Origin of the sequence: Paenibacillus sp. FSL W8-0186, from assembly GCF_037969765.1 — a bacterium.
Taxonomy (GTDB): Bacteria; Bacillota; Bacilli; order Paenibacillales; family Paenibacillaceae; genus Fontibacillus; species Fontibacillus woosongensis.
In genome coordinates this window covers 1,483,280-1,507,432 of sequence record NZ_CP150207.1, presented here as the reverse complement: position 1 = coordinate 1,507,432, position 24,153 = coordinate 1,483,280, and the positions used below count along the sequence as shown (strand labels likewise).

At 50.4% G+C, this 24,153-nt stretch carries 21 protein-coding genes and 1 riboswitch; of the genes, 5 read left to right on the top strand and 16 right to left on the bottom strand.

Annotated features, from left to right (window positions below; translation table 11 throughout):
* Positions 1-7 precede the first annotated feature (7 nt).
* Positions 8-577 carry an XRE family transcriptional regulator gene (locus MKX50_RS06475; RefSeq protein ID WP_339158839.1) on the bottom strand — a complete coding sequence of 190 codons (570 nt, stop codon included), beginning with the start codon at positions 575-577 and terminating at the stop codon, positions 8-10.
* Between the two features lie 113 nt (positions 578-690).
* On the opposite strand from MKX50_RS06475, the gene MKX50_RS06470 reads away from it, so the two are divergent.
* Complete coding sequence (locus tag MKX50_RS06470; RefSeq protein WP_339158837.1) at positions 691-1,275, top strand: LysE family transporter; 585 nt, start codon at positions 691-693, stop codon at positions 1,273-1,275.
* Positions 1,276-1,458: 183 nt separating this feature from the next.
* Positions 1,459-2,127 (top strand): phosphatase PAP2 family protein, encoded by a 669-nt coding sequence (locus MKX50_RS06465; RefSeq protein WP_155609587.1) that lies wholly within the window; start codon positions 1,459-1,461, stop codon positions 2,125-2,127.
* 77 nt (positions 2,128-2,204) lie between these two features.
* On the opposite strand, the gene MKX50_RS06460 is transcribed toward MKX50_RS06465, so the two are convergent.
* The 3 genes from MKX50_RS06460 to MKX50_RS06450 form a co-directional block, all read right to left on the bottom strand.
* Positions 2,205-3,086: a DUF6612 family protein gene (locus MKX50_RS06460; protein WP_213592564.1), complete on the bottom strand. Its 882-nt coding sequence runs from the start codon at positions 3,084-3,086 to the stop codon at positions 2,205-2,207.
* A 731-nt stretch (positions 3,087-3,817) separates the two neighbouring features.
* Positions 3,818-8,815 (bottom strand): choice-of-anchor I family protein, encoded by a 4,998-nt coding sequence (locus MKX50_RS06455; protein WP_339158835.1) that lies wholly within the window; start codon positions 8,813-8,815, stop codon positions 3,818-3,820.
* A 666-nt stretch (positions 8,816-9,481) separates the two neighbouring features.
* The gene (locus MKX50_RS06450) at positions 9,482-10,462 is read right to left on the bottom strand and encodes a DMT family transporter (protein ID WP_339158833.1); all 981 of its coding nucleotides are present in this window, start codon (positions 10,460-10,462) and stop codon (positions 9,482-9,484) included.
* A 128-nt stretch (positions 10,463-10,590) separates the two neighbouring features.
* Positions 10,591-10,743: riboswitch (FMN riboswitch) on the bottom strand.
* A 262-nt stretch (positions 10,744-11,005) separates the two neighbouring features.
* On the opposite strand from MKX50_RS06450, the gene MKX50_RS06445 reads away from it, so the two are divergent.
* Both MKX50_RS06445 and fetB read left to right on the top strand, forming a co-directional pair.
* Positions 11,006-11,740: an ATP-binding cassette domain-containing protein gene (locus tag MKX50_RS06445; protein WP_339158831.1), complete on the top strand. Its 735-nt coding sequence runs from the start codon at positions 11,006-11,008 to the stop codon at positions 11,738-11,740.
* Entirely contained in the window at positions 11,728-12,480 is a 753-nt protein-coding gene (fetB, locus tag MKX50_RS06440) for an iron export ABC transporter permease subunit FetB (RefSeq protein ID WP_339158829.1), read from the top strand. The genes MKX50_RS06445 and fetB overlap by 13 nt, the downstream gene beginning before the upstream one ends.
* A 342-nt stretch (positions 12,481-12,822) precedes the next feature.
* Here fetB and MKX50_RS06435 read toward each other — a convergent pair whose 3' ends face one another.
* The gene (locus MKX50_RS06435; RefSeq protein ID WP_339158828.1) at positions 12,823-13,038 is read right to left on the bottom strand and encodes a hypothetical protein; all 216 of its coding nucleotides are present in this window, start codon (positions 13,036-13,038) and stop codon (positions 12,823-12,825) included.
* A 223-nt stretch (positions 13,039-13,261) separates the two neighbouring features.
* On the opposite strand from MKX50_RS06435, the gene MKX50_RS06430 reads away from it, so the two are divergent.
* The gene (locus MKX50_RS06430; protein ID WP_339158826.1) at positions 13,262-13,615 is read left to right on the top strand and encodes a hypothetical protein; all 354 of its coding nucleotides are present in this window, start codon (positions 13,262-13,264) and stop codon (positions 13,613-13,615) included.
* Positions 13,616-13,760: 145 nt separating this feature from the next.
* Here the strand turns inward: MKX50_RS06430 and MKX50_RS06425 are convergent, their stop codons facing one another.
* From MKX50_RS06425 to MKX50_RS06375, 11 genes are all read right to left on the bottom strand, one after another.
* Entirely contained in the window at positions 13,761-14,030 is a 270-nt protein-coding gene (locus MKX50_RS06425; protein ID WP_339158825.1) for a hypothetical protein, read from the bottom strand.
* A gap of 6 nt (positions 14,031-14,036) precedes the next feature.
* Positions 14,037-14,882 carry a MetQ/NlpA family ABC transporter substrate-binding protein gene (locus tag MKX50_RS06420; protein WP_213592578.1) on the bottom strand — a complete coding sequence of 282 codons (846 nt, stop codon included), beginning with the start codon at positions 14,880-14,882 and terminating at the stop codon, positions 14,037-14,039.
* A gap of 58 nt (positions 14,883-14,940) precedes the next feature.
* Positions 14,941-15,624, bottom strand: a complete 684-nt coding sequence (locus MKX50_RS06415; protein WP_339158824.1) for a methionine ABC transporter permease — start codon at positions 15,622-15,624, stop codon at positions 14,941-14,943.
* Positions 15,617-16,381: an ATP-binding cassette domain-containing protein gene (locus MKX50_RS06410; protein WP_339158823.1), complete on the bottom strand. Its 765-nt coding sequence runs from the start codon at positions 16,379-16,381 to the stop codon at positions 15,617-15,619. The genes MKX50_RS06415 and MKX50_RS06410 overlap by 8 nt, the downstream gene beginning before the upstream one ends.
* Positions 16,382-16,609: 228 nt before the next feature.
* Positions 16,610-17,353 (bottom strand): stalk domain-containing protein, encoded by a 744-nt coding sequence (locus MKX50_RS06405; RefSeq protein ID WP_339158821.1) that lies wholly within the window; start codon positions 17,351-17,353, stop codon positions 16,610-16,612.
* Positions 17,354-17,602: 249 nt separating this feature from the next.
* The gene (locus MKX50_RS06400; RefSeq protein ID WP_339158820.1) at positions 17,603-19,885 is read right to left on the bottom strand and encodes a PQQ-binding-like beta-propeller repeat protein; all 2,283 of its coding nucleotides are present in this window, start codon (positions 19,883-19,885) and stop codon (positions 17,603-17,605) included.
* A 96-nt stretch (positions 19,886-19,981) separates the two neighbouring features.
* Positions 19,982-20,311: a thioredoxin family protein gene (locus MKX50_RS06395; RefSeq protein WP_213592585.1), complete on the bottom strand. Its 330-nt coding sequence runs from the start codon at positions 20,309-20,311 to the stop codon at positions 19,982-19,984.
* A gap of 294 nt (positions 20,312-20,605) precedes the next feature.
* The gene (locus MKX50_RS06390) at positions 20,606-21,430 is read right to left on the bottom strand and encodes a carbohydrate ABC transporter permease (protein ID WP_213592589.1); all 825 of its coding nucleotides are present in this window, start codon (positions 21,428-21,430) and stop codon (positions 20,606-20,608) included.
* On the bottom strand, positions 21,427-22,320 hold the full coding sequence (locus MKX50_RS06385) for a sugar ABC transporter permease (protein ID WP_213592591.1): 894 nt from the start codon (positions 22,318-22,320) through the stop codon (positions 21,427-21,429). Before MKX50_RS06385 ends, MKX50_RS06390 begins: the two co-directional genes overlap by 4 nt.
* Positions 22,321-22,446: 126 nt before the next feature.
* Positions 22,447-23,763 (bottom strand): ABC transporter substrate-binding protein, encoded by a 1,317-nt coding sequence (locus MKX50_RS06380; RefSeq protein ID WP_339158817.1) that lies wholly within the window; start codon positions 23,761-23,763, stop codon positions 22,447-22,449.
* 82 nt (positions 23,764-23,845) lie between these two features.
* The gene (locus MKX50_RS06375; RefSeq protein ID WP_213592595.1) at positions 23,846-24,151 is read right to left on the bottom strand and encodes a hypothetical protein; all 306 of its coding nucleotides are present in this window, start codon (positions 24,149-24,151) and stop codon (positions 23,846-23,848) included.
* Between the last annotated feature and the right edge of the window lie 2 nt (positions 24,152-24,153).

Here is a 24,153-nt window from a genome sequence, read left to right as displayed (position 1 = left end):
GTCTAGCTTAAAGCTCATGTGACGGCGGTGCATAATAGATCGTCATGCTTAGCCGGACTAGCGACTTTCCAGCATTAACATAAGTATGCGGCCTGTCTGCCCTAAACCTGATGGAATCACCTTGCTGCAATTTATATTCATTTTCATTGACGCGGAGGCTAAGCTCGCCATCATAAACCATGATGTATTCCTCCGTTGCCTCTCTGTGGGCCTCCGACTGCAGCATTCCCCCAGGCTCAATTTCTACCTGGTATAGCTCAAAGCGCCGATCCTCCTGATAAGGAAAGCAGGGGTATACTCTATACTTCCCGTTATCCTCCGTCAATGCTTGTAACTCATTTCGTATAACGACTTCCGTCTCCGGCTGGGACTGCTGGATAAGTGTAGTAAAAGAAACCTTCAGTCCATTCGCGATTTTCCAAATGGTCGTAAGAGTCGGGCTTGATTCACCGCGCTCGATCTGTCCGATCATCGTCTTGCTTACGCCGCTTAGCTGAGATACCTTCTCCAAGCTTAATTTTTCCTTTTCGCGAATGGCTTTTAAATTTCTCGCAAGAATAAGATGAATTTCCTCCATGAGCCTCCTCCTTATATACAATATAACGTCCGATATGTATAATATAAAGTACAACGGTCGCTATAACGTCCGTTGAGTATATTTTAACATATATTCAAGCGAAGGAGATCTTTATGCCCGTCATTTCGTTTCTACTCTTTGTATTCATATCCAGCTTCACCCCAGGCCCCAACAACATTATGGCTATGGCCATGGCTCATCGGGGACTGCGCAGAACCGTGAAATTCAGTATGGGCGTGGGCAGCGGATTTTTCATCATCACCTTGCTATGCTGCAGTTTCTTTAACCTCCTGCTTGCCAGCGTACTGCCCGTGATTGAGCTTCCATTAACCCTGCTTGGCGTAGGCTATATGCTGTATTTGGCCTATAAAATACTGACCAGTAAAGATACGGGAGATTCCAGGGATTACCGGGAAGGCAATCTCTTCCTCACCGGCGCTTTGCTGCAATTCGTCAATCCGAAAGGCATCCTATTCAGCATTACCTTAGTGGGAACCTTTATTGCACCCTATTACACTTCGTACTTAAGCTATTTTCTTCTTTCCGTATTGTTAGGCGTAACGGGTTTCCTGAGTACCTTCACGTGGAGTCTGTTCGGCTCTATTTTGCAAAAAGTCATCATGCGCTACAGACGGCCGTTCAATCTGATCATGACGCTTTTATTGGTTTACAGCGCTTTTTCGATCCTTGTTAGGTAGCGGGTCTGGAAGAGAGAAATCCACTTCAACCCCCTATAGTTGCTTTAGCCTGTCTTACAGGGTTATATATATTAAAACTTTGTCAGCAAAATATGACATTTTCTAGGTGGCAATCTTCCTGCACATCTGCTATACCTATGGAGTAACATATATACAGAAAATGGGGATAAGGGGTCGAATGGATTGAAGAGAAAGCTTGCGGACTACAAGCCGCTATTATGGATTTTGGCCATTCCGGTACTTAATATTTTTTATGGAGTATTGAACCACGGCAATACGACGGTGAGAAGCCTGATGATTTCTTGGGATGACCATATCCCTTTTATATCTGCTTTTATTATTCCATATATTTTGTGGTACCCTTTTATTTTGGCCATGCTCTTCGCTTATTTCATTAAAAATAAAACAACGTACTATCGCACGCTGCTCACACTTTGCCTGGGACTCATCGCCAGTTACATCACTTTCTATTTCTACCAGACGACCGTAGGGCGTCCGGAAATTACCGAAACGGGGCTGACCTACTGGCTGGTCGATTTCATTTACCGGACCGATGGGCCGTATAACTGTTTTCCAAGCATCCATGTTCTGACCAGTTATTTGATGCTCAAAGGGCTGGCTGAATGCAAATGGTCCGCTGTATCCAAATGGACAATTATTGTTGCGTCCTGGACGATTACGGCTTCCACGGTGTTCGTGAAGCAGCATGTTCTCCTGGATATTGTTGGTGCCATCGTGCTGGTCGAAGTGCTGTATTTCGTGGTGCGGAGGTGGATTTTCGCGGCAGCTCCAACCCTCTCACCTGCCAATCCACTTGTACGCGAATCAGCCCGGGAAATTTCGAATAGTTAGGTTACTTCTTAATATACCTTTGCAAATCTTATTTACCTTCAGACAGAAAAGCACCCCTTTCCGGGGTGCTTTCTCATTTATTGGGCCGCCAGTACTTCCTGCGGTATGTTGATTTCCTGGATTTCATTATAATTGGAGTACTTGCTCCGGCTTTCGCTTTTTATGGAAAATGTGTTGCCTGACATCGTTACGTCCATATCCGTAGATAAGCTGACTTCAACCGGGTAATAAGTGTCTTTGCGGACAGTATACACAATGTTGGCCTTCCTAATTTTTATATCGGTGTAGTTATCCGTTAGCGGCTCGCCACGATAATTCGTTTGATTTCTATAGCTTTCGGTGAATTTTAACAGCTGGCTGTCATTTAGCTTCGCTCGGATAACATAGTGTCCTCCCTCTTCGCTAACTTCCAGTGCATCCTCCACGGAGCGGTACGGCTCTAGCTGCCGCCAGGGATAGCCTGCCTCCACCATGCCTGGCATCGCTTTGCTCCTCATCTCTTCATTCATCTTCATCCAGTCATTCCCTAATTTCATATAAATGGCATCTTTCGTGACATACTGCTCCATAACCATGGACATGTCCTCGGTATGCATTTTCGTCTGGGTGCTTGAATGGGTCTGAAACGGTTCTTTAATGATATCGCTTTTCGTTAACGAATCAATAATTTGTTCGGTGGAAGCCGTATTCGAAACCCTGTTTACAATAGTCTGGTATACATCCACTTCGGTCGAGAAGCTCATGAGTTCCTTTCCAGCCTCGTTCATCCGTTGTATAAGCTCCTCCGCCTTCGGCAAATTTTGATTCGAAGTGGTGGTATTCGAATTCGAGCCTTTGTCGTTCTTGCCATCACTAACTGTCGACGTATTAACCGCCTCTGGGTTTGAATCCACTGTACAGCCCGAAGTGACCACCGCCGCCATGAGACCTGCTATTAAGATTGCCATCCATTTGTTCAAGACAAGTATCCTCCTATAGCCCATGCATTTTTCCAGTTCTTTACGATCATTTCTATTTAAGGTAACCATTCGCTCTATTCTTGTCAATAACAATAAAGCTCCTTCGCCTTCTAGTAAGCAAACGATTGCTGCTGATTGGAAGTGATGAACTACGACACCCGCGGCGCCGAGTCGTGAGAACGTGGCGCGAGGTTGAAACGCGAGACCAAGACACAAGACTGAAGCTAACATAGACCATAACTAAGACGTGACGGATCGAAATTGTGACATAGAACGAGTACTAGTGGTTGGTTTTAACGATTCTCACGATCACTATTTTTCCGAAAATAGCCTCTGTCAGAATCTAACGAAACCAGGGAACGCTATTTCAATCTTTATTGCTCAAAACTGTAGATAAACCTTAAATAGCGTGGCTGACAGCCGTTAAATGTAAAATAAGCGCAAATTGGTACAAATAACGTGAATGGGAGTCGTTAGACTCAGGCTCAGGCTACCAGACTACCAGGCTACCAGGCTGACCGACTGACCGGTTTCCGGGGCTAACAGGCTTACGGGCGAATGGCCTCCTTCAACGTGCGTAGTCGGATCGCCCGCGCAGACGAATCCTTGACCTTATGTTGCCGCACTTGCTAAACAAGCTTCAGCGACCAAGAATACAAACCAAAAAGGACGCCTGTCGGCGTCCTCTGGTATGTCCAATCCTATGCTACCTCCCCACCTGGTTCCGTTCCTTATGCCTCGTCCACAAATCCAAGCTCTCGGAGCAATTTCAGCAGGATCACTGCAGCTTGGGCGCGGGTTACCTTCCCGCGAGCCTCGAAATTGCCCTGCGGATCGCCCTTCACCATACCACGATCCGCCAGATAGGCAGCGCCGGGGATCGCCCAGGCAGGAATCGCGTGCTGATCCTTAAATACCGCCAAAGATCCCGGTATATTGCTTCCATCGCTGCCGTCCACAAGGCGGAGGGCATGGGCGACCATTACAGCCATTTCGGCGCGGTTTAGCTCTTGATCCGGATTGAAATGGCCGGATTCATCGCCGGTTACGATCCCATACTGTGCAGCAGAGCCAATCTCCGCGGCATGCGGCGTATTGGAGCCGACATCAGCAAATCGGCTATCCCCGATTGCTGTAACTGAGGCCAATCCCAGGCTCCGCATCAGCAAAGCTGCAAATTCGCCTTTGCTCACTGCTTGCCCTGGAGCAAATGTGGAATCATCCGTTCCTGCAGCGATCATTCGTGAAGCCAAGGCCTCGATCGCCTGCTGGGCCCAATGCCCATGGATATCCGCAAACGTTTTGCGGTATTCCAGCACAGCATAGATGCTGTTGTTGCCGGGGCGTTTGATTTCAAGGGCAGTCCCTTCAGTTGTGTGTATTTTCACCGCAGGCACGAAGAGCAATTCACCAGTCGCTTCATCATATTGCACCGCCGTTAATAGCTTATCGGCAAAATGATCAGGAATGCCGATCGTTCGACTGACATAGGTTAGCCCGAAATAACTGATCTCCCGTTCCTCGTCTTTCCCGGATAAGGTCACTTTAAAATCAAAGACCGTACCGGGTATGATTCCGGCTCCCAGATCCGCGGCTTTACTGTTAATCTGCTGCAGCTTCTCTCCTGTGACGGGTGCCAAAATGACATTAACCGAAGCCTTCTGCCAATCCAGCGCGCCATTATTGCTCTCTAACTGCTGTAAACCCAGCACATGCAGCGGAAGACGATAACTTGCTGATGCGGTACGGATGACCATGACGAGGTTCTTGTCTTTAGAGGATGCTGATGCCAGCGCCTTTGCTTGAAGAGACACCTTTACTGCTTGCAAAGCGGAACCTGATCCAGCAAAGTCCTTATCCTCCGCCTGAATCATGATCTCACGGTTCCCTTGCTCGGCGGCTGCCAATGCAGCTTCAACGTCAGACAGCTGCGCGGTAATCCGGATCATTTCCGTGCCGTCCGCTGCGATTTCTTTTGTCCGCTGCAGCTGTTCGCCGGACAGCACATGCGCTCCCTGACTGCCGTTTCCGCTGGGGCCCTGTTCCTTATCCGGCTCATTTTTGCCATTTCCTTGGCTCCCGCCGACAGCGTTACTGCCACCACCAGCATTGCCGCCGCCAGCATTGCCGGACCCGCCGCCATTTCCAGGTTTGCTCTCCGGCTTCGCTTGTTCAACAATACGCCCTTCTACCCGGGGATGGACCGTCCCTCCCTGCTGCTCCACATGCTCAATAAAGATCTCATAGTCGGGATACCCGAGATCCTCATGGTACGCGCCAAGCGCAACCGCCTCGGCAAAGGAAGCATAGCCGTCTCCCCCGTTGGCCACGAAGCTGTTGGTTGCCAAGCGGTAAATCGCAGACTCATTCAGCGGAATGTACCGCTCACCATATTGAATCTGGATATCATACACTTTGCTGCCAGCCGGAGCTTTCAGATCCCACTTGAACTTCATGCCGGCGACCTGCGGAAATTTACCCGGCAGATCGGCAAGCTTGGCGCCGCTAACGCCATTCTCCAGTCCATCCTTAAGCTGTTTGCCGGTCACATCCAAAATATACAGCGTGTTCCCAAACGGCATCACCGTGCGCAGCTCGCCCATCGTAATTTCGCCTTCGTCTATGGAAGCGCGGATTCCCCCGCCATTGGTCAGGGCAATATCCGCATTTTTGAGAGCCTTTGCTTTCGCCAGCATTCCATCGGCAATGAGGTTCCCCAGATTCGTCTCTCTGGAGCGCACATGGTCGCGCTCCCCGTCGAGAACAACGCCGGCATTTCCGATCACCTGCTTTTTGAGCACGTCCAGTTCAGCGTTATATGGCTCCAGCATCGCTTTCAGCTCGCGATCTTCCTCTACCTGGCTGTCTACGGGAATAAGCCTTCCGGACGTTTGGCCCGCTCCCGTCAGCACGACGCCGTTGCGGTCAAAATAAAGATCGACGCGGCCCAAATATTTCCCCCATTCATTGGCCTGCACGATCACCGTCGGCGCGCCGCCATCCGAATTCAAGATGATTTCCGGCTCATCCAGCTTCGTATGGGTATGGCCGCCGACAATCAGGTCGATCCCGTCCACTGCGCCAGCGAGCTGCTTATCCCGGCTATAGCCTAGATGGGACAAGGCGATAATGATCTGAATTCCTTCTTGCTCCATCGCCTTTACCGTCTCAGCTGCAGCCTCTGCAGCGGGAAGAAATGCAACATTTTTTCCGGGACTCGATGTTTCCTTGGTATCTTCTGTGGTCAGGCCCATCACACCAACACGCTTGCCGTTGACGTCAAACACGACATACGGATACACGCCAGCATCCCCTGCCGCTTGAAAAGCGCCAGCCCTCATCGTCTTAGGCGATCTAATCCATGGCGCCATATGATTATCCTTGCTGAAATCAATGTTCGAGCTTACCAGCGGGAACTGTGCCTGGCTCACAAATTCGGCAAGTACGGCCGTTCCCCGGTCAAACTCGTGATTGCCGAAGGTCATTGCGTCATATTGCAGCTGATTCATGAACGCCAGATCGGCCAGCCCCAGCCACTTGGTAAAATAAAGATCCCCCGAGAACACATCTCCTGCATCGACCAACAGGCTGTTTCCGGCCGTCTCCTCGCGGATTTCCCTGACAAGGGTTCCGCGTCTTGCGACATCGGCCAAATGGGCATGCGTATCATTGGTATGCATCACCGTCAGCTTCCAGTCCGCCGCGGCAGCCTCACTTACTGTTACTTTTGCAATAGTCATTCCATAGCCGTCTTCGCTGATTGCCGTAACCTCCGCACTCCCGGCAGTTACAGGTGTAACGAGGCCATCCCCATTTACCGCCGCGATACCGGGATTGGAGGATGTCCATTTCACACCGACTTGGCCAACGCCGACGGCGTCCACCGCTGCCGTCAGCTTCTCTCCGGCACCGCCCAAATGAAGGCGCAAGTCCGTCTTATTCAAGGTTACCTTAGTAACCTCCAGCTCCAGGACAGCCACGGTGCCGCCAACCTCGTTTGCAACGAGCAGCAGCGGGCGCCCCGTCGGGCTGTATGGCGCAGGAATGAATTCCAGTCCCTCCGGCCCCGTATCGGTATCCAGGCCCGCGCCGAAATCACGTGTATTCGTATAATTGACGAATTCCGGCGCCGCCGGGTCAGTCACGTCATAAGTCATGACGCCGCCGATCCGCTCCAGCCCGATAAAAGCAAACACTTTATCGCCGACCCGGCCGACCGAGACGTATTCGGGCTCAGGGCCTTTTTTGCCGCTGCGGTCATCCTTTTCTGTCTTGCTGTTGCTCGCATTGAAATAATCCGGCAGACGCTGGGCTATAATTTGCTCAAAATCACTGCCGCTATCATACACAAGCCGCATGTCCGCAGCATTCCAAATGGAGAAAGAACGCCCCCCGTACAAATAGACCTCGTCGTTCCCCATATCCCCGGCGACCTCGACTTTATCGTAAACCGTTCCCTTGCTTTCTAGAAACTGCGCTGCCGCAGAGCCGGGGTTCAGCCGGGTTCGCAGCTTGCCAAGTGTTGTGCCGTTCACCCGGCCCGGCCATTCGGTGACATCTCCTTCATTGGCCGTAAACAGATAGGTCTGGCCGCCAAAATCATAGGCAGCTATTCCATCCGGCATATATTGGCCGAAGAATGGAACATTCTCCAGCTTGATCGTCCCGTCCTTCACCAAGTCCAACGAATTGGCCGGGTCGTTTAAATCTTTCACTCCTAACCCGCGCACGGCTGTTACCGTTCTGGCGGCGATACTGACCTCAGCGATCGCATTGTTCTCTTGCAGCGACACATAAGCGGTCTCTCCATCTGAAGAAAGGGCAATATACTCCGGTTCCAAATCGAACAAGGCGTCGGCTTTATTTCCCGGACCAGTGATGCTGCCGTCTGCGCCGGAAGCTCCACGGATATGCACCAAATCATCGATCACCGCAGGATCATCAAATTTAACATGCGTCACCTCTTCGGTCAGCGTATCGACGATCGTAACGCTGCCTTCCGGATCGATCCCGGCAAGCCGCGGTTCTCCCTCATCCGCCGTCAGTATATAGCGTCCGTCCGGCGTAAACAGAAGCATGTCCGGCTGCACGCCGGCCTCGTAAGTCGTCAGCAAATTCCCGTCCTCATCCATGACGAGTATTTTGCCCGCTTTGGCCGCATCCGCTTCCTGTACTGCTAGAGCTATGCGCTTCGTTTCCTCATGTACATCGACGCTGGTCAAGTCGCCGTATTGGAAGCCGCCCGACTCTGCCAGCTCCTTGACTTGAATCGTCTTCTCCTTCGTTAAAACACCGCCGGCCAGCTTGACGATATCAAGGCTTGGCGGATTGGAGGAACCGTTAACGAGGTAGAACCTCCCGTTCCCTTTATTGTATTTCACGATCTCGGCCACGCCGCCATCCTTGTTGGTGGAGCCGACCTGGTATGAACCGATTTTGCGAATGTAAAGCTTGTCTGTAAAATCGTAAGAGTCCGCTGCAGCGTATACATTTTGCGTTACGGAATATGCTTCCGCAGGTTGTCCATGACCGGCTTGTCCGGCATCGGTTTGGAGGTCGCCAGCCTGCGGCCCGCCAGCGCCAATTTCTCCCGCCTTAAGCTGCTTCAAATGATCAATTGCTGCTTTATCATCTGCGGCATAAGCTGCAGCCCCTGTAAATAGTGAGCCGGCAAGAAGCTGAACCGCCAGCAGTAAATATACAATCCTCCTGCCCATATTTCGCAACATGAATTCCCTCCCTGTAAGATGATTATTATCGCCCCCATCATATAGAACCAATGTTATCGTTAACGCTTTAAATGTAGCGCTTTATGTAAATTAGCTGATTGATCCATAAATGCAAAAAACCAGCAGGCTTCTTCTTGTCAGGAAGATGAATCCGCTGGCCCCTTGTTATACTTTATTGCCATCTCACTGGTGAATATGACCGAGCTGCTCCAAATTTTGCGGTCATTTCTCCGCGATGCGCTTCACAAAAAATCGATCATCATCGTTGCCTTCCACTGGAAGACAACGATGATGATCGATCGCAATAAATTATTGAAAATGAATGTACAGCAGGCAGATCAAGTTCATTATATATCAACCGTTGTACTAAGATGCTGTACCACAAGATGCATACCAAACTGCCCTAATTAAATGGAATGCAGGCATCTAATTAAACTCCAAACAATTGTACTAGGGAAGTAGATGGATTTAATACTCCTAAAATCATGGATACCACCCGTCACAGGCAACTTCTCTCCTTCTAACGACATGAAATCCATTTAAATCTATTTTTCCCTTCTTGCCGCAAAAACTAACTGCTATAATTCCATTTATTTTATTATAAGTTGAACCCAACAAATGAATATGTGGCAAGCACGTATATGTTGTTCACCTTATCTACATGAATTATGAAGACTTAAGTACCGCATCAGGCGCTGCTTGTGACTGCCGGGAAATCACGAACAGCGTAGCCCAGATCAGCATAAAACCGAAGGCCTGAGCGGCCGTGACCATCTCCTGAAAGGCAATCCAGTTGATAAGTACTCCGACCATCGGGAAGCTTAGCTCCGCAAGTGTGGCGACCGAGGCCTTGGTCGTAGTCAGCCCTTTATAATAGACGAGCAGGCTGAGCAAGCCTGGCAGCAGCGCTTGACCGAGCAAGTTCAAGGATACGGCCGCAAAAGCGCCAGCCTCAGTAGGTATGTTCCAAGCTGCCCCTTCGTTCCAGGTAATTGCCAACAACAGCGGCAGTGCCAGCACGAAGCGAAGCGAGGTTACCGTCTCGTATTTCATTTGGCCCACCATCAGACGGCCCATTACTGTAGAACCGCCCCACAGCGCCGCCGCGCCAAGCGACAGCAGGCTGCCGACCTGTACGATTTCGCTCCAGTGCCCGATCGGCAGAGTAAAGCCGAAGGTCAGCAGATAGGTGCCGGCCAGTGCCAGAATAATCAGCCAAGAGAAATGACGAGGCAGCCGTTCCTTTAGCAGCATTCTTGCCAGGACGATCGCAAACAGCGGCTGAAGCTTCTGCAGAAGCAGAACGGCGTTGGGATTGCCATGAACGAGTCCCATCGTGAACAGGATCGTGGCTATGGCCGATCCGCCCCAGGAAATGAAGAGCAGGGCTCCGGCTTGCTTCCAGCCCAATCCTCGCAGCTCCTGGCGATTCTTCCACATGACCGGAATGGCAATCAAGGCGATGATGATATGCTCCAGCAGCACGATTTGCGCCGATGTGAGCGACTTGAGCAAAATGATGCGAAATAGCGGATCAGCCCCCCAAAGGGCAGCTCCGAGAACGACTAGCCAGAACCCGCTTTTCGGGCGGGCGGCCTGCAGCGGCAGCGAAGGTTTGATTTTGACTCCTACAGTTGCGTTTTCCATCTTGCAATCTCCTTACCTTGAATACGGAGTCTTATACGCAGAAAACCCCCGTCATCGACATCGTCGATCTGTACGGGGGCTGATCAAATAAGCTTGCCTGGACATGACAAATCCACAGCATGCTTACCCTTGATCTTCTCCCATCCGGACTTTACCGTCGGCCCTGGATTTTCACCAGATCAGTCCCTGTCTCATTCAGACAGGGAGTCGCGGGCTAAAGGCCGTTCAAGGAACGGACTATCACCGCCGGTCAGGAATTTCACCTTACCCCGAAGATCCATATTCAAATTTTATTTTTGTTATTATCAAGCTCAGTTTGTTGCCTTGAATTTAGAATACTACAAATTAATACTTATTCCAGTGAAGGAAGTCACATTTGAAACCATTCCATGAAATGTTTCATGTAAATTCATTTCACTTTCAATTATTATAACATTATTTCATACGTTGTGTAATCCACTTTTTATTCCAAAGGTTTGTTAAAATATACTATATAAATATCCTGTAAAAGAGGTGCCCACCATCTTGCCTACTCTGCTTGAAATGGAACAATTAAAGAAGAGCCATGCGGACTCGCCCGGGACTCTTCTATTTAGCAATGTCAGCGCAGCGGTAGCCCGCCATGACCGCGTTGCCCTTCTGGGCATGTCCGGGCAAGGCAAAAGCACCTTACTGCGAATTTTATCCCTGCTGGATATAGCCGATGAAGGCGATATCCGCCTGGAGGGCATATCCTCCAGGCAAATCGATCCTATAGAATGGCGTAAAGCCGTCTGCTATGTGGCCCAGCAGGCCGTCATGCTGCCCGGCAGCGTCGAGGATAATTTGCGGACGGTGCATCAATTGCACCGCATTCCTTACGACGCTCCGCTTGTGGGCAAGCTGCTTGCACAAGCAGGCCTTGAGACGATCGACCTCAGCAAAAATGCAGCCGATTTATCCGGCGGGGAGAAGCAGCGCATCGCCCTGATCCGGTCGCTGCTGCTGCGGCCAAAAATACTATTGCTCGACGAAATCACAGCTTCGCTGGATCAGAGCAACGCCATAAGGGTAGAGGAACTGCTCCAACAATGGCATCGCCAGGAAGGCACCGCCATGATCTGGGTGACGCATCAACTGGAGCAGGCTGCCCGGATCAGCGATTATGTCTGGTTTATGGGTGATCATACCCTGCTGGAAAAGACGCCGGCGAAGCAGTTTTTTGAGCAGCCCAAGACAGGTCTTGCCCGCAAATTCCTAAGTCAGCCGCTGGACAGAGGTGAATTATGTCTCTCTTAGCACTCAGCTTTACGATTATTTTCGTGATGGTCACGATGCTGATTTCCGTATGGCAGAAGCTTGAGCTGGAGAAGGATATCGCCATCGGAACAATCCGTGCCGCTGTGCAACTGCTGCTCGTCGGCTACGTGCTTCAGTTTGTCTTTAACAGCAATCATCCATTATTCATCATAGCGATCGTCATATTCATGATTACCGTCGCTGCCAGCAATGCCGCCAAGCGGGGCAAAGGGCTGGCAGGAATCTGGTGGAGAGTGGTCATAGCCATTGCGGCCACGGAATTGCTCATGATGGGCCTCTTGCTGGGTCTGGACATTATAGAGCCAACACCCCAATACATCATTCCGATCAGCGGCATGACTATTGGCAACGCCATGGTGGTGGCCGGATTGTTCCTGAACCAGTTCAAACGCGATATCCTTGCTTCGCGCGGCGAAATCGAAACGCTGCTCTCCCTGGGCGCATCCGCTCGGAGATCGGTTCAGGATGTCATGAAACGCTCCGTGAAATCGAGTATGATCCCGACGATCGATGGAATGAAAACCGTAGGGCTCGTCCAGCTGCCGGGCATGATGACCGGCATGATCATCGCCGGAGCCGATCCCGTCGAGGCGGTTCGCTATCAAATTCTGATCGTGTTTGCCTTTACCAGCTCCGCCGCCATTACCAGCATCCTGCTCAGCACGCTCAGCTATCGTCAATGGTTTACGAAGGATTTGCGTCTGCGCCGGGTCGAATAGCGATATGACATTAATTTACTCTCCTGAGGAATCATTAAAAGAGATCCTTGATGTACTACAAGCTGGATTAACCTGGCATGCCTCCTTATATGCTTTACGATAATGTTGAGCCATTAAATAAGTAGTAAAAAAAACTAATTAGAAGCCCTCTCATAAAGTTTATGGGCTTCTGGCATTTTATTTATGAAAAATTCGCGTTACCTTGTTCAAAAAAACCACCAGCTTAAGTGAATTGTCCATGCTTTTCACCCCGTCATCGATCTTTCGACGAATAGCACTGTCAGACATACAATCATGCTTGTATATTTTCCGAGCAGGAATTTCGTACGCTGAATTTCCTGCTCACTTGCTTTTGGGAAAAGTCCCCCTTGTTCCCACGCCATCACCAATCTCCTCAATCCCCTGGTACCGTCCAATCTTCATTGCTATTTGTGGAGCAGTCGTATTCAATCGACTACTTACAACTATGCTTGGAAGCTTATCCGCTCCGATCCGCTGAAGGTGAGCATTGATCTGCTCCGAAGTCCATGATTCCGTCTTAAGTCCTTCGTCCAGCATCACCATTCCCCCTTAACGCGCTATATGATTGAACTGTGCATTAACTTATCAACTCAAACTCATCATGTAAGCATAGTCATCTATCTATTACATTTACTAATATCATCCTATCTTTCATTCAATTAAATACCCTTAAATTTCTATATTTACATATTATAATTAAAATTTAATTGATTTATTTTCCACAAATGTATATATTAATTAAAAAAGGAGGTGTTAATCTATGAAATTTAGTTTAAAAAGAACATCTTTTATCACTCTCTTCTTGACATTTTTAATTGCTATTACTTCAGTATTGCCAGCATCAACAGCCAGTGCAGCAAATAAGGCTAATGACTTCTATGATACCTCTCCAAAATATGTAGAAGTTTCTAGAACTATTTATTTTGGAAAGGGAGAGAAAGATTCTAGTTTTCCATCACTTAGTTACTACCACATTACTTACTTTCCAGCTGGTAGGTTTACAGGAACACTACAACTGGTTAATCCTTCCCTCACCGTTATTGATAACGATGGTTCAGGTTACCATTATGTGACCTACAGAGGTTACGTTCAATACAATCCATATTGGCCTTAGTAGATCAGGAGCATTCAGTTAACATAGAATGCTCCTTTTCTCTACTCATTAGGTAATATCTTCGCAAGTCCGGGACATCTCCATCAAGTCCAGAACTCGGATTCTCCTGATGGGAAGAATTCACTACTTCTGGCTCTCCACCTTCTTACTCATCATTTGCACCATCGTCTTCATGCTTTGAGCCCTGATTAAATAGCTTTTGCTGATTTTCGTCTTTCTCTTCACCATCAGGCTTCTCAGCCTTCGTGACCACGCCGGAGCTGTCAACGGTAACGTAGCAGCCGGTATATTTTTGATACATGACGTCCTCATCTTCTCCGAAATCTAGGGCAGCCTGTGGATGACCTGTATCGTTAGAAACAAAAATCCGGGGCCTCCCGCATGGGGAAATCCCGGATTTTTGTTTAATGTTCATTTGAAATCATTCGAAAGCAGGAATGGCGATTTCATCGTAATTGTCTTGCAGGAACTGCTTCACCTCAGGACCGGACATGGCCTTGGCCAGCTTCTGCACCGCTTCAGAGTCCTTGTTATCCTCGCGGGCTACTAGCGTAATCGCGAAATCGGATTCCGCCGTCTCGGTCAATAGGGCGTCCTTCTTCGGCGTCAAGCCGAGCGGGCTCGCATAAGCCGGCGTCATGAGCGCGAGATCCGCATCGTCCAGCATCCGCGCCAGCATAAGCAAATCCACCTCCTCGAACTTATAGTTCTTCTCATTTTCGATAATATCTGCTTGCGTCGCTTCAATGCCGACGCCTTCCTTCAGCTTGATAATGCCGGCTTTATCCAGCATATCCAGCGAACGTCCAATGTTGGACGGATCGTTAGCGATGGCGATCACCGCGCCCTCCGGCAGCTCTTCCATCGATTTATAACGCTTCGAATAAGCGCCGTATACAGCGTGATAGATTGGTTGTACAGCTACCAGATTAGCATTCTTGTTCTGATTGTACTGCTCCATATACGGGACGTGCTGAAAGAAGTTGACGTCCACTTCCTTATTCGCCAGCGCATCATTCGGCTGGATATTGTCCGACAATACGACAAGCTCCAAATTAACGCCTTCTTCCTTCAGCAGTGGCTGAACGAGTTCGAGGATCTCGGTCATCGGCGGAATAAGGGTTGCCACTTTAAGCGTGACCTCCTCCTGCTGCTGCGGCGATTCCGCTGGCGAGACCTCCTTATTCGCTGCGCCGCTGTCCGCTTGTTTACCGCAGCCGGTCACAACAACCATTAGTAATGAGAGCATGAGCATCCATTTTTTCATCGTATGTTTCCCTCCGAATATTTCTCTAAGTATATTGTAAAAATTATAAATCTTGCGGCTATGACCGCTTATCCAGCAACTTGGAAATCGTCGTGCCTGCATATTGAATACCCTGTACCAGCACGATCATCAATAGGATCACCCCGGTCATCAATTCCGTCTCAAAACGCTGATATCCGTAGCGAATGGCAAAATCGCCAATCCCGCCGCCTCCGACGATCCCCACGACGGTTGAATAGGAAATGTAGCTGATCGTCGACGTAGTTAATCCCAGCACGAGGCCTGATCGAGCCTCCACGTACAGAAACTTGAAGATCATCTCCAGCTTGGACGCACCCATCGAGCGCGCCGCTTCGATCACGCCGCGAGGCACATCGAGCAGCGCCTGCTCTACCTGCCTGGCATAGAGCGCAATCGCCACGACCGACAAAGGTATCGAGGCTGCCACCGTGCCGATTGCTGTACCCACAATGATCCGTGTGAGCGGAATCATGAAGACAACCAGCAGCAGAAACGGGAAGGAGCGGATGATATTGACGAGGCCGTTAAGCAGCCATGACCAGGTGCGGTTCTCGTAGATCTGGCCTTTGCGGCACAGGAACAGCAGGGTGCCGACAGGCAGGCCGCAGACGATGGCAGCGGCAACCGATATTCCCACCATGAAGAAGGTCTCGCCGATCGCCTTCCTGATTTCAGCCTCGTATTGAATCATACTGTCCAGCATGACAGAAATATCAAACATCGCTAACCCCCTCCGTCCCCAACAGCTGTTCCCTGTACGATTTCGGTGACAGGATCGCAGAAGCACGGTTCTGAGGCTGCAGTGCAAAGCTGTCCGTCAGCCGGCCGTCCTCCATCACGGAGACCCGTTGGCATAGCTGCGCTACTACATCCATCTCGTGCGTGACGATAATGATCGTGACGCCCAAGGTCTCGTTCACATGCCTCAAGACGCCAAGGATATCATTCGTCGTATTCGGATCGAGGGAAGAGGTCGGCTCGTCGCAGAGCAGTACCTTCGGGTGATTCGCCAGAGCGCGGGCTATCGCTACCCGCTGCTTCTGCCCTCCGCTAAGCGTCGCCGGGTATTCCTCCGCCTTGTCCAATAACCCGACAAACCGCAGGCACTCGCGAACCCGCTCGGCCCGCTCCTTTCTCGGCAGCCCAGCCAGCTCCAGGGGAACGGAGACATTGCCGCTGACCGTACGATTCTGAAGCAAGTTGAATTGCTGAAAAATCATGCCAATGGATCTTCTCGCCCGGCGCAGCTCGCCTTCACTCAGGACGGTCCAATCCTGGCCTGCTACGATGACCCTCCCTGCATCCGGAGCTTCCAGCATATTCATCAGCCGCAGCAGCGTGGATTTTCCTGCGCCGCTAGGTCCGATGATGCCATGAATCGTTCCTTCCTCAACCGAGAGAGTTACTTCCTGAACCGCAGCTAATCTGTCATTTCGCTGCTGGCCATAGCTCTTGCTAACCTCCTGCAGGGATATCATTCGATTGTCCCCCTTTAAACACCCTAAAATTGTACTACTAATTTCAAACACCTGTTATACTCTATATCTTCTCATGATTATACGTGATTAATGTCACTGTGTCACTAATTTTAACAAATATACTAATCAACAACATAGCAATAACCATGCAAAAAGCCGAAAGACGGCCGCATACAAGCGGTTATCTTTCGGCTTTAAACCTGATTATTTACATAGAAATAATTTAAATTAATTCTCCAGCCAGCTTTCGTCCCAAATGACGTAGCCCGTGGAATCCTCCCCGGCCGGTCCGATAAATTTAACGTACAGCTCGGTTGTGTTGTTAGGCAGCACCAGGACGTTTTCAACTACGGTGCCGTTTTCGATTTTACCGGTTGCAAAGGCTTGTCCATCCTTGTCGGCAATCGTATAGCTTCCCGAGTATTCCTTATCGGACTTCGGCGTTTTGAAGCCTACCAGCACGCCGACTTTTTTCGTGCCGTCCTTGACTTTAAAAGCAACGCCTTGTCCGGCACTGTTCACGCCCGTAACCATAAACGCGGCTTCGTATTGCGTCTCACCGAACTGCAAATCAGCCTTGTTCCGAGTAATGCCGCTTGTATAGTAGCTCCATTTGAAGTGAGATACGTTATCTACGCTAAAAGGACTGCGCTCTCCCTTGCCCGGAGTTTGGGCAACCGGTCCCGTCGTAATCGAAATTTGCTGTTTGGCCGCATCGAAGCGAATGTCCGCCCCTGTAGCCTCGGCCACAGCGCGCAGCGGTACATAAGTCGTCCCTTTATAACTGATGGGAACAGCCTTCGCCCCGTTGGCATCTTTAGCCGTCCATGCCTGTCCGTTCAACAAAAACGAAATGCCGTGGTTCAAGTTAGCCTGAATGCGCTCCAATGAAGAAGCTGCAGACACGCCAGCGGAAAAAGTCAACAACAGAACAAGTGCGGTTCCGATCATTACCGTCTTTTTGGATTTCATTTTCAAGAGTCATCTTCCTTTCCCAAAATATGCTATGTATTTAATTCTACATAATGATACATGATTCTACATTTTTCTTGAATGTGTCGAAGTCCCCAATTTCCAGGCAATTCCTTTAGGAAATCAGGGAGATTTCCGAACAACCACGACAAAAAGGCCCATCGAAATCCTTCGATCGGCCTATAAGTCCTAATTGTATTATTGTTTTCAGCTATCGATAGACACTTGGTGAATCATCTTGGTACACGACTATTTGTCTAGTTCCTTTAATCTATGTTCCAGCTTCTTCACGCTCAGCCGGGTAATAGCGCCGTTGGCGGATCCAGCGTATATTTCATCTCCCGTTATGTTCAGCAGGCCGCTGCGGGAGATTTGTTCCCTTAGTTCAGCGTATCCCATCCAGATATTCTGTATACGTCCTGCGATATGCCCATCCTTCTTGCTGAGCGCAAGCAAATCGTAGCCATAGGCGAGCAGGACGTATTCATCCAGCAGCACATAGCTGCCTGGGGTCATGAGGGAGTAATCCTGACTGGCAGTAACCGGAAGCTTCCATACAATGCGTCCTGTCTGCAGCTCTGCTTTTACCGGAACGCCGTCCAGAACCAAATACATATGCTCCCCTTCGATGATGCCTTTCGACGCTTGCCCCGGCACGTTCCAGAGCTTCTTGCCAGCAGCCGCATCATATAATACCGATTCATAGCTTTCGGCGGAGGAATCTGCTGACGTGGCTTTGGCTGGCAGTTGACGCTGTATAAGAAGGTATCGCTCATTCAGCACCTCAAAGCGTTCCCCCGTCTTTGCCGGATACCGTGCTGTCTCACTTCCCGTCTCCAGATCGACCAGCAGCCACTGATCTCCATGAAGAATCCATCTTCGTAAGCTGTTCGCTGGCGCAAAAGGATCGATTCTCGGACCGCCTGCATAATACGGATATAAATGCGGGTCTTCGCCGGTTATCGTATCCGCCTTGAGGCTCCAGACTACTGTGCCAGTATCCGTCTCCCTGGCTTGCAGAAGCTGGCCTGCTTGGATGAGTACATATGGATCGTCCGCTCCGGAGTTCAGCACCCGATAATCGCCTTGTATGGCAATTTCCCATTTCTGCTTCCCCGTCGTCCTGTCGAGTACAGCCAAATGGCCTGTTTCCCTGCCCATGTCCGGCCGGTCATATATAATGACGGAATTCTTGGCCCCGCCGATTTCCAGAAACCTTCCTTCTTCACCGCCCTCCAGCCTTAATTCCCACAGTACCTTCCCATCAGCAAGCCGAATGTGGCGCACCCTGTCCTCATACGCTTTCTTCTCCGGGCTGAGCGATGTATAGACGGTGACCGAATCATCCGCATTCCCCATCATCGTGAGCAGCCTGCCGTATCCGGCATCGATTTGCCACAGCTTCTCCCCTGTTAACCGATCAATGCCATATACGTTTGAATCATCATGCATCCCGCTGAAACGTCCATCATCCCCTTGAACTACAAGGACGTCATCACTAGCTCCGGTTAAGTAAGCGTATTGCAAATCTCCCTGATTCCGCCATACGTAAGGCATTTTCAATGTCGCCGGGAGCGGGCCCGCCATAAATTGATGGGTAAAGGGATAGTCATCACCAGCAAACAGCCTGCTCATCGGCTTATCGCCTGCCGGCCATATCCACTTGCCTGTCTCAAGTCGGCCCGCTGGGGAGAAGTAAGCGATGAATTGCCCTTCTGGACGTACAAATCTCCAGCTCTCGCCCTGCAGGTACGTACGCCCCGCGAGTTCAACATTCCCCGAATGCTCCTTCACAGCAGGCTGACCCAGAAGCCTGGCTGCATCTTCAGCTGAGGCTCCTTTATGGAGCAGCAAGTCGGCGATATCTCTAACCGCTGTAATAGAAACGGATGAGCTTGGCTCCATTAAGCCCTCGGATATCTCCTTTTGCTCCGTGACCCGGCTCTCATGAACCCATAGCACAATTGGCCGGTTCATTATATCGTCCTCATGCCAATGTGCAGGGCTTGCGACGATCCCGTACCAATCGTCCCACCGGGTAACCGATATCGGGCGTTCTTCCCCGTTTCCAAGAGTGCTGGCGCTCCACCGAATCGAGCTGCCGGGTGTCAATGACAGCTTTGTTTTTGCGCGCAGGCTTATATATACCGGTGCGGTATTTACTACTCGGCTTGAAGCCTCTGTCGTATACCAGACGGGAACCCATAGCTTCCCCCGGGAATAGTCCTGCAGCGAAACCATTTCGCCCGACCTGGCTTGCACAGCAAACGACTCCCCTGGCTGACCGAAATAGTTCACCTTGAAGCTATCAACCGGCTCTCTTCCGGACAGCGGTTCGGTGAAATAGGGGGCGGCCTGCTTGAGCACAAGCTGCTCCCCCGCTTGGACATGACCGGAGGACGCTTTCTGAGCCTGGATTTGATCCGCTGGAGAATTGCCGCTCCCCTCCACGTTCGCTGAAGTTGGCGCATCTGCTAAAAGCTGTGTCAACAGAATAGCTGTGCAAATAACCATGATGCCGCGAATTTTCATCGGGATTCTTCCTCCTTTTACCAAAACCTGTCTATATCTTAGACGCTCAGAAAGCAATTAAGTTGCCCTCTCCCTTTTACTCAGCACTCAGCGTATTCACATTTCCTCTAAAGCCCCTTCATACCTAAGCAGCACCTGCTCCAGCTCCTCAAAGCGGACAAAGCGGGATTCACGGTATACTTCCTTTCCTTGAAAAAAGAGCAGCAATGTCGGTGCAGACAACGCCAAGTACTCCGCTGCCGTGACGGGGGCATCCTCCATGAATACGTAGATTCCCCTTGCCTTCGAATGGGATTCCAGTAAACCGGCCGCCTTCGCTTGAATCGATTCACATACGCCGCATTGGCTCGTCTTGATTAAAAGCAGAACTAAGGGGTACTCCTGAATCATCTGTTTAATTTCACTCAATTGATATAATCTTTGCATGCAGCTTGCCTCCCTGATGTCTAATGGACGACCTGGTAGGAGCGATTGGCATCATGCCCCTTCGTCAGAACAAGTTCTTCGCATTTCCATATCCATACTGGCGTAGAGCAGTACTAACATCTATCGAAGAAACCGCCCGGATCCCCAAGCGGTTTCTTTACAACAAGTATAGCTGCATATATAGCTTTACTCTACCGGGTCGCCCCGGTGGAATCAGCGCCGCTGACGCCCCTCTGCCGGCCCGCAATGGTAACACGTTTCAGCGCGCGGGCGGCAGCTCGTCTGGTGGCCCATCTACTTCACAGAACCCATCATGCCCGCCACAAAATGCTTCTGCATCAGGAAAAATACCAGCGCCGTCGGCAGCGTGGCGATGACAATCGCCAGCATAATGAGGCCGTAATCCGGAGAATAACCCGATCCCAGATTGGAGATAAGCAGCGGGATCGTCTTCTGCTCCGGCGATTGCAGCACGATGAGCGGCCACAAATAATTGTTCCAGCTCGACATGAATGTAATGATGCCCGCGGCGGCGTAGGTCGTTTTCATCGTAGGCATGAATATTTTGAAAAATATCCCCAGCTCGCTCAGCCCGTCAATGCGCCCGGCTTCCACCATATCCTTGGGGAACATTTTCGAATTCTGCCGGAAGAAGAAAATCAGAAACGCTGTCGTAATCGTCGGCAGCATGACCGAAGCCATCGTATCGATGCCAATCGCCGGGAGGCTGCCGGAAATGTTGGCGAACATCCGGTAGAGCGGGATCATCAACGCCGCAAACGGAATCATCATCGATAGCAGCAGGATGCTGAAGACGATATCCTTCGCCCGGCTGCGGTAAATTTCAAACCCGTATCCGGCCAGCGACGCGATGACAATCGCCAAAATCGTCGTGAGCACGGAGATTTTCGCGGAATTCCATAATGAAGTCCATAGATCGGTCGATTCGGCGAGCTTCCGGAAATTGTCCAGAAAGTGACTGCCGGGCAGCAAGCGGCCCTTCGTGACATCCACCGACTTGTTGGTGGCGCTTACGACCATCCACAGAAAGGGGAAAATCGAGACAAACGCTGCTCCGCCGAGAAAAGCGTAGGTGAACACGCGCTTCAGCTTGCTCATTTTTTATCACCTGCCACTTTGAATTGAAGGATCGACAACAGAACAATGATAACCACGATAGAGTACGATACGGTTGCCGCATATCCGAAGTCCGCCGTGTACTTGAAGGACAGATTGTAAATATACTGCGAAATCGAGAGCGTCGCATTGCCGGGTCCGCCCTTCGTAATGTTCATGACTTCATCGAAGAGCTGCAGCGTACCGATCGTGGAGGTGATGGAGGTGAATAAAATGATCGGCTTCAGCATCGGAACCGTAATTTTAGTAAATTGCTTGAATGACGAGGCCCCATCGATCCGCGCAGCTTCATAGATAGAACTGTCGATATTTTGCAGCGCTGATAAGTAAAAGATCATGTTATATCCAGTCCAGCGCCAGGTAATCGCAATAATGATCGTAATCTTCGCCCAGAACGGATCGGTGATCCACTGAATCGGCTCCTGAATGATGGACAGCTTCATCAGCAGCGAATTCACCAGCCCGTCTGCCGCAAACAAATATTTGAACACAACGGAGTAAGCGACAAGCGAGGTAACGCACGGCAGAAAGATCGCCGTCCGGAAAAAACCGCGGAATTTCAGCTTGCTGTCGTTCAGCAGCACCGAAATGAACAACGCGAGAAGGATCATGACCGGAACCTGAATGATCAAGTAAATGAACGTGTTCGATAAGGACGTCAGAAATGTTTTGTCGGATAGCAGCCTTACGTAGTTGGAGCCTCCCGTATAAGTCAGATTGCTCCCCGTTCCGGTCTTGAACGACAGGATCAGCGCCTGAACCATCGGATAGAAATAGAAGGCCGCGATCATGACCACGGCAATTAGGATGAAGCTCCACCCGGTTAAATTGCTTTTGGCGCGGATGCTAAGGCCTGTTCTGTCCGCTTTCATCGTTAGCACGAGCCCCTTTCTGCCCGAAAAATAACCCCGGGGCGCTTCGCCTCAACATGTCTGGATGCAGCTCAGCGCCCAGGGGTTCTGGGTATTTGTTATGAAATGGGCGGATATCCCGCCGCTTTATTTAACCTGAGCTTCTGCCTGTGCCTGCGCATCGCTTAACGCCTGATCGATGCCTTTGCCGTTCAAGTAATTTTGCATTTCGACGATCAGGATATCCTCGATCGCATAAGTGGAAATGCCGTAGTTCACCTTTGGAATCTCGGCCGTCCAGACCGCAAAATCATTGACGATCTGCTGCCCGCCGAAGAACTCATCCGGCTTGGCATAGGCTTCGCCAGCAGCGGCCGCCTTCAGCGTGCCAATCGCGCCGACGTTCGTCAGCAGATTCTGGTACATCTCCACGTCCGATCCGAAGGTCTGGGCGAGGAAATCCGCAGCCGTCTCTGCCCCTGGTATGTTCATGACGTACCAGGAGCTTCCTCCTAAGTTCGTCGCGTGCACAGAGTTCGGCGATTGCGGGAGCTTAGGGATCGGCAGGATTGCCCATTGCCCGGCCTGGGAGGCTTCCGCTTTGACGGACGGCGTAATCCAGTTGCCCGTCGGCACGGTAGCGACATCTCCATTATTGATGTTGGCGATGAACTGGCTCCAGTCCGCGTTCACCTTCACGACGTTCGCTTCCATCATTTCCTTGTACAGCTCGAACGCTTCCTTCAACGCCGCATTGCCCGCCAGGTCAGGCGTCTTGCCGTCCTCCGCCAAATACCATGATCCGGCGGATTGAATCATCATGCGGATGATTCCCAAATCGTTCGGGTCAAGCGTAATGATGTCCTTGCCGGTTTTCTCCTTAACAGCTTTTCCAATCTCGATATATTGCTTCCAGTCGATATTCTTCAAATCGTCCAGCGTGTAACCCGCCTGCTCAATATAGTCTTTGCGGACGTACATGCCCGTGACCCCGGAATCGAACGGTACCCCGTATTGCTTGCCGTTCAGGCTGGTCGGCCCGATTTTGTAATCCGCGAAATCCTCAGAGCGCACCTTGCCGCTGAGATCATAGAACGCGTCCGGGTAGGATTGCAGGAAGCCCTGCGCCCGGTAATCCTCGATCAGCACGATGTTCGGCAGCCCTTTTGTTGTGCCGGAGTTCAGCCCCGTGTTCAGCTTCTGAATGATATCCGCTTGCGCGAATTCTACGATGTTGATTTTGGCGTCGGGATTCTTTTGGCTGTACGCTTCCTTCGCGATGTTCAGCGCGGCAATGTTGAACGCCGGGTCCCAGGCCCAAATAGTAATTTCCTCCGCCTTGCTGCCGGAATCGCCACCGCTGCTATTGCCTCCGCTTGCCGCCGGCTCTTGGCCGCCTCCGCCGGATGAGCAGCCTGCCAGCAGCACCATGCAGCTCAGGAATAAAGCTATTACCTTCTTCATCGTTTCAGCCCCTTTGATCGTATATGAGTTCTATTTCCCCTGCTGGTCTTTGATTTGTAAACGCTTACCACAGGGTCTGAATTTATCGTAGCACCGGGCCAGAAGGCAGCGTTAGCAATTCCTTTAGTGGAATTTGTGATTTTATCGTTTGGGTGAATACGCTTTCAAATGGCGTATGTTTTTTCTTTGGATTCTGGTAATTTTTTTGGCTTCTTCTAAGCTGCCCCACATCCGTTTTAAATTGTTCAGCTCCAAGAATAAATGGATTTATCGTAGTTAGTTTCTGCGGCAAGGAGATAAAAATAGTTTTTGATGGATTGTATGTCGTTAGAAGTGGGGAAATTGCCAATGATGGCTGGATTTTTGGTTTTAAGTGCGTAAAATCCATTT